Origin of the sequence: Caballeronia sp. LZ028, from assembly GCF_031451415.1 — a bacterium.
Taxonomy (GTDB): Bacteria; Pseudomonadota; Gammaproteobacteria; order Burkholderiales; family Burkholderiaceae; genus Caballeronia; species Caballeronia zhejiangensis.
In genome coordinates, this window is sequence record NZ_JARUXN010000001.1 from 1568445 (window position 1) to 1574132 (window position 5688).

Below are 5688 nucleotides of genomic sequence, written 5' to 3' on the forward strand. Positions count from 1 at the left end.
TGCCGCGTCGGCGACATCGAGTGTCTCGGGAGCCGCCGCCGCGAGCAAAGCGGCGGCGCAGAGCGTCAACACGGCGACCGACGCGCTCACAAGCGCCAAAGCGAGCGCAAGTTCGCTCTCGACGAGCGCCGGCGGGTTGCTTTCCGAATGACAATTTTCGGAGCGCCCCTCGGAAGAGTGATCCTTAACTCGTCAACTGCATGCTCAGGCAGACGAATTCGGCTGGCCCGCTGTAGCCCGCTACGCGCGAGCATTGCAACTTCATGAAGTGAGCGATGCCGGCGCTGATTTTGAGCGATGTCGAGCCGCTGTCGAAACGTGAGCCTGATCGCATTACCGTATAACCTGATTTCGTTGCCTTGCCTGGTGAGTTTGGGCCAACCGAAACTGAGAAATGGCTTCCAACCGAGATATGGAAGTCATGAAGAACAGCCGATTCACGGAAGAACTGATGGTCACGATGCTGCGCGAGACAAACAAGGCGTCGGTCGTAGGTGGCTGAGAAACCCGCTGTGTCCGCAATGCTCGCAGACGACACATTCGCTGTCGCGCAGGCAGCGTCCGTCGCGTTCGGTTTCTGGGGCCGCAATCAGCCTGGTCAGTCAGGCTTTTCGCATCAACGTCGTCCTCGACTTCCAAACCCCAAGTCGCATTTCCACTCCTTCACGACCAACGCAGACATCGCGCCTTCCCCCACGCGTGCGAAAATCTCCTCCACACCCACCATCTTCGCTTCAAGCACGCCAAAGGACCCGTCCATGGACATTCCCCACGTTCTGCAAGCCATCGCGCATCAGGAGCACACGCTCGTGTTCCCGCAATTTCACTCGGAACACGCGTGGCAAATCGGTTCGCAATTGCGCGAGATGGCGCTGGCGCGCGATGCGGCCATCGTCATCGATGTGCGTACCTTCGGGCGCCAGCTTTTCTACGCAGCGCTCGACAACACCACACCCGACAACGCGCGCTGGGTCGAGCGCAAGTCGCGCACCGTCGAGCATTTCCGCCGCAGTTCGTATGCGATCGGCCTCACGCTGCAACAGGCCGGCACGACGCTCGCGGACAAGTACACGCTCGATCCCAAAGCGTTCGCGACGCACGGCGGCGCATTCCCGCTGCGCGTGCAGGGCGCGGGCGTGATCGGTTCCGTCGCGGTGTCGGGACTTCCGCAGCGCGATGACCATCAGCTTGTGGTCGAAGCACTATGCGCCGTGCTCGGCCAGAACTTCGGCGACCTGTCTCTCGGACGCGACTAAAAGAGAGCCCCGACGCCGATGCGCTCAACCGCTTATGTGCTTCTCGCCATCGCGATCGTCGCCGAAGTCATCGCGACTTCCGCGCTGCGCGCCTCCGATGGCTTCACGCGCGCGCTGCCCGCCGCGATCGTCGTGGCCGGATACGGGTTGTCGTTCTATCTGCTGTCGCTGACGCTGCGCGCGTTGCCCGTCGGCATCGTGTATGCGGTGTGGTCGGGCGCGGGCATCGTGCTCATCACGCTCGTCGCGGCGCTGCTCTTCAAACAGACGCCCGATCTGCCCGCGATGCTCGGCATGGGTCTCATCGTCGCCGGCGTGGTCGTGCTCAACGCCTTCTCGAAGATGAGCGCGCATTGATGCGCTCTACTTGCAACGCACGATCATCGAACGGTTCTTGACGTTCGCGGAGACCACGTTGCTGATGCCGCCGCCGGTCGGGCCGCCTTCCTCGTTGTCCTTCGACACGATGTCGTAACCGGTCGCGCCGCATTTCTTGCCGGCGAGCACGTAGCAGCTCGCCCAGCTCGATCCGGCGTCGGCGCCGCTGCAGTTGACCGCGTAGCCGGTCTGTCCATCGGGCAGATTGATGAGCGATGCTTCGTTCGACGACGCGCAGGCGCCGAGACCCGAGATCGCGACGACAGCGCCGAGCGTCGCGACGCGTGCGGAGATACGGCGCAAGCGCCGACCGGATTCCTTCATCTTTACCTCGTGAGAGCGGATTTCGATGCGCGCCGCAGTGCCTCGAGCTTCGCGGCGAGGGCGCTTTTTTTGAGAGACGCATTGTCCCATACGCGCCTTACGCGACACGTAAGCGGTTGTTAGCGCAACCCGCGCGGGCGCGATGCTTGCGATCAAACCGTGAGAGCGCCCGTATGCGCGTCAAGCCGCCCGATGAACTATTTTCCGGATCGCGCGCCTTATTCATCTGGCGTTTCGGTTGAAATTGCCGCGGATATCGGCGAAAACCGGCGCATGCGCGGCCAATTGAACGGAGGCAAAACCATGGCAGAACGAGTCACGGGGCCATATCGTGGGTATTACATCAGCGCTTCGGCGCGGCTCGTGCAGTCGCACGGCGAAAACGACGGTGAAGCGCCGATCTATGTCGGCTCGGTGAGCCTCGCGCGCGGCGGCCCGGACGATGTCCATCGTTTCGAAGCGCTCGTCGATCTCGGTCCCGAGCGGCGCTTCGCAACCGAAGACGAGGCGCTCGCACACGTCGAGCAGGCCGCGCGCGAATACATCGACCGCTTGCTGCAATCGACGTAATGCGCCCCGTTCATCTTCGACATACCGTGCTGTACGACGTCGCGAACAGCCTGATCGATCTGTTTCCGAGCGGCGCGGACGTCGCGGAAATCGGCGCGGAGCCGACGCCGGCGCTTTTCGTGAGCTGGCGCACGGGCGGCGTCGCGAATCATCCGGGCAATGTCGCGTGGGGCGTGCATTACCGATTCGACGCGCAAGTGTTGCGCGACTATCCGCATCTGTCGCTGGATGCGCGTCAACGCGTGTGCGACCGCGTGCGCGAAATGAGCCGGCTGCTCGACTTCAACTATGCCGATCCGCTTGCAAGCTCGCTGCTCGTCGTCGATGTCGACGAATCCGTGCTCGCGGCATGAGCGGCGCGGCGCTGGACCGCCCGGCGCGAGCGCGAGTACCATAGTCGCCGAATCGATTCGTGCGATCGTTCGCGGCGCCGCGAGCGGACCCGCATCGAACGCAGCGATAGAAGTGATTTCAGCGCTTGAACGTCTTCAGCAACGAGACAATCATGAATATCCGATTCCTTCCGGACGCGCCCGATTACCGCGATTCCAACCTGACCGTCGAGTTCGCCGCGATCGTAGATGGCCGGCGCGTGCCGTGCGCCATTTCGGTCGAAGCGCTCGAAGATCACTTCGGCGCGCAGACCTATGACAGCGCCGGCTGGATCGACGCATTCGATGCGGGCCGCACGCGCATCGAAGCGGTCGCGCGGGAGCATCTGCGCGTGACCAACGGCATGCCCGTGCTCCTGAAAAGCGGACACTTTCCGCCGGGGCGCGTCACCGTCTGACGCACCTTCGTTCATCTCTTACACGGCGCGATGTAAGACCTGCATCGCGCCGCCTCTTTATTCGCGCGGGACACGCCGCGCCTCCTTCCGCGTGATCGCGCAACGGAGTACCATCCATCTATTCGCCGCACGCGATGCGATTCGCTCGGCACATTACTTGCTCAACGCCATGCGCTTGGGCGGTCAAATATAAAAATCGCGCGGGGTCGTCATGCTTCAATCCTTTCTTCACTCACTTGTCGAGTCCAATGCGCTATGGCTCATCTGGGCAGCCGTTGGTGTGCTGATTCTTGCGCTGTGCATCGTGTTCGCGTCGGTCGTGCTGCGCGACTCGGACGAGCCGCTTTATCGCGCGGCTTCGCGACGGGACGACGACGGCAAGATGACCGTCTGAGCGCGCGCCCGCGCGTCGCAATTTGACTTCGAAAGAGGCGGTGCCGACAATGCCTCGCATGGGTTCGCAAGAGCGCCGCACGGAGCAAAGACGCGAGCAGCGCGAGGCGCTGCGCGAGCGCATACTCGAGGTCTCGCGCGAGATCGTGAAGCGCGAAGGCTTTGCATCGCTATCGATGAGAAAGCTGGCCGAGGCGATCGATTATTCGCCCGCCGCGCTCTATCTTCACTTCAAGAGCCGTGGCGATATCGCGCGGGCGTTGCGCGTGGAAGGGCACGCGAGTCTGCGCGACGCGTTCCTCGCCCATACATCGATTGCAGATCCGGCCGCGCGCCTGAACGCGATGGGCCGCGCGTATGTCGAATTCGGGCTGGCCGAGCCCGAGACGTATCGGCTGATGTTCATGGAGCACACGGATTCCGCGCAGGCAGTCGCCGAGGCCCAGCGTAAAGGCGACGATCACGCGACGGAGCAAGGCGCGGCGACGCTTTCGCTGATCGCGGACGCGTTCGCCGAATTGCGTGCCGCCGACCGGCTGCCCGCGCACGCCGCGCCGCTCGCGTGCGCGGAAGGCCTGTGGGCGAATCTGCATGGCATCGTCGCGCTGAAGCTGACCGGCGCGGCGCTGCCCGAGACGCCGGCCACGACGCTCGTCGAGTTGTCGCTCGACGCGTGGTTCGCGCCGGCCAACCGAACCGAACCTCGATTCATCTCAGCGAATCGACCCGACACTTCAACACGATGACCACCGAAGACATCCGTATCGACACCGCCAACGGCATCGGCTTCATTGCGCTCGATCGTCCGAAGGCACTCAACGCGTTGACCCCGCCGATGCTGCGCGCGATCAGCGAGGCTTTGCGCGCGTGGCGCCACGATCAGGCGATCCGCGCCGTCATCGTCTATAGCCCGCACGTGCGCGCGTTTTGCGCGGGCGGCGATATCCGCTTTCTGTACGAGTCCGCGCAGGCGGGCGACCGGGCGGCGATCGACGCGTTCTTCACCGACGAATACAAGCTCAATCACGCGATCTTCACGTTCCCGAAGCCGTATGTCGCGGTCGTGAACGGCGTCGTGATGGGCGGCGGCATGGGCATCTCGCAGGGCGCGCATCACACGGGCGGCCTGCGCGTCGTCACGCAATCGACGAAGATGGCGATGCCCGAGACGCGCATCGGTCTCTTTCCCGATGTCGGCGTGAGCTGGTTCCTCGCGCGCACGCCCGGGGCGATCGGCCGTTATCTCGCGGCGACGGGCGCGAGCCTTTCCGCCGCGGACGCGCTGTACGCCCGCATGGCGGACGCTTATCTCGACGACGGCGCGCTGCCGGGCCTCATCGAATCGCTCAGGCATCAGCGTTTTCTCGATGGCGTCGAGATCGTGCGCTTCGTGCAGAACGAAACGACGAAGTACAAGGTCGCGCCGATTCCCGAAAACGGCGAGCTGGCCGCCGCGCGCACGATGATCGACAAGCACTTCGCGGCGGGCAACGGCGCGTCGATCCTCGCGTCGCTCGAACGCGAGGCGGACATCGGCAACGACTGGGCGAAACGCACGGCCGCCGAGCTGCGCGAGCGCTCGCCGCTGTCCGTCGATGTAGCGTTGCAGCAGGTCGATCGCGCGAAATTCTCGACGATGGCCGAGACGCTGCGCCGCGATCTTGATCTGACGCGCACGATGTTCGAGCGCGGCGATGTGCGGGAAGGCATCCGCGCGCGCATCGTGGACAAGGACAACGAGCCGCGCTGGAAGATCGCGCGCGCCGAGGATGTGAACGCCGCCGATGTCGATCGCATGTTCGAAAGCGCGTGGACGCCCGCGGCGCATCCGCTGCGGCTGTTAAAGGACTGACGCTGTGAAAAGCGGCCCGCGCGGGCTAATGCCGTTCAGTTAAGGTCTTTTCTTAGATAGCGAACGGTGTACCGTTTAGGGCGGGATTTGACGACCCGGTCGCATGTGCGTCCGGGTCGTTTTTC

General features: G+C 63.8%; 9 protein-coding genes. 8 read left to right on the plus strand and 1 reads right to left on the minus strand.

The window, feature by feature from the left end:
* Positions 1–758 precede the first annotated feature (758 nt).
* Together QCE58_RS07375 and QCE58_RS07380 are read left to right on the plus strand one after the other, a co-directional pair.
* On the plus strand, positions 759–1256 hold the full coding sequence (locus QCE58_RS07375) for a heme-degrading domain-containing protein (protein ID WP_034473617.1): 498 nt from the start codon (positions 759–761) through the stop codon (positions 1254–1256).
* 18 nt (positions 1257–1274) lie between these two features.
* The gene (locus tag QCE58_RS07380) at positions 1275–1613 is read left to right on the plus strand and encodes a multidrug efflux SMR transporter (RefSeq protein ID WP_008349954.1); all 339 of its coding nucleotides are present in this window, start codon (positions 1275–1277) and stop codon (positions 1611–1613) included.
* Between the two features lie 6 nt (positions 1614–1619).
* Here the strand turns inward: QCE58_RS07380 and QCE58_RS07385 are convergent, their stop codons facing one another.
* On the minus strand, positions 1620–1958 hold the full coding sequence (locus QCE58_RS07385; RefSeq protein ID WP_250480486.1) for a hypothetical protein: 339 nt from the start codon (positions 1956–1958) through the stop codon (positions 1620–1622).
* 303 nt (positions 1959–2261) lie between these two features.
* On the opposite strand from QCE58_RS07385, the gene QCE58_RS07390 reads away from it, so the two are divergent.
* The 6 genes from QCE58_RS07390 to QCE58_RS07415 all read left to right on the plus strand — a co-directional run bounded on the left by QCE58_RS07390 (position 2262) and on the right by QCE58_RS07415 (position 5563).
* Positions 2262–2528, plus strand: a complete 267-nt coding sequence (locus QCE58_RS07390; protein ID WP_033535792.1) for a hypothetical protein — start codon at positions 2262–2264, stop codon at positions 2526–2528.
* Complete coding sequence (locus QCE58_RS07395; RefSeq protein ID WP_008349948.1) at positions 2528–2881, plus strand: hypothetical protein; 354 nt, start codon at positions 2528–2530, stop codon at positions 2879–2881. Before QCE58_RS07390 ends, QCE58_RS07395 begins: the two co-directional genes overlap by 1 nt.
* 152 nt (positions 2882–3033) lie before the next feature.
* Positions 3034–3318, plus strand: a complete 285-nt coding sequence (locus QCE58_RS07400) for a DUF1488 domain-containing protein (RefSeq protein ID WP_008349946.1) — start codon at positions 3034–3036, stop codon at positions 3316–3318.
* A 211-nt stretch (positions 3319–3529) separates the two neighbouring features.
* On the plus strand, positions 3530–3712 hold the full coding sequence (locus QCE58_RS07405) for a hypothetical protein (protein ID WP_008349944.1): 183 nt from the start codon (positions 3530–3532) through the stop codon (positions 3710–3712).
* Positions 3713–3761: 49 nt separating this feature from the next.
* Positions 3762–4457 carry a TetR/AcrR family transcriptional regulator gene (locus QCE58_RS07410; RefSeq protein WP_250459695.1) on the plus strand — a complete coding sequence of 232 codons (696 nt, stop codon included), beginning with the start codon at positions 3762–3764 and terminating at the stop codon, positions 4455–4457.
* The gene (locus QCE58_RS07415) at positions 4454–5563 is read left to right on the plus strand and encodes an enoyl-CoA hydratase/isomerase family protein (RefSeq protein WP_250480487.1); all 1110 of its coding nucleotides are present in this window, start codon (positions 4454–4456) and stop codon (positions 5561–5563) included. Before QCE58_RS07410 ends, QCE58_RS07415 begins: the two co-directional genes overlap by 4 nt.
* Positions 5564–5688: the final 125 nt, after the last annotated feature.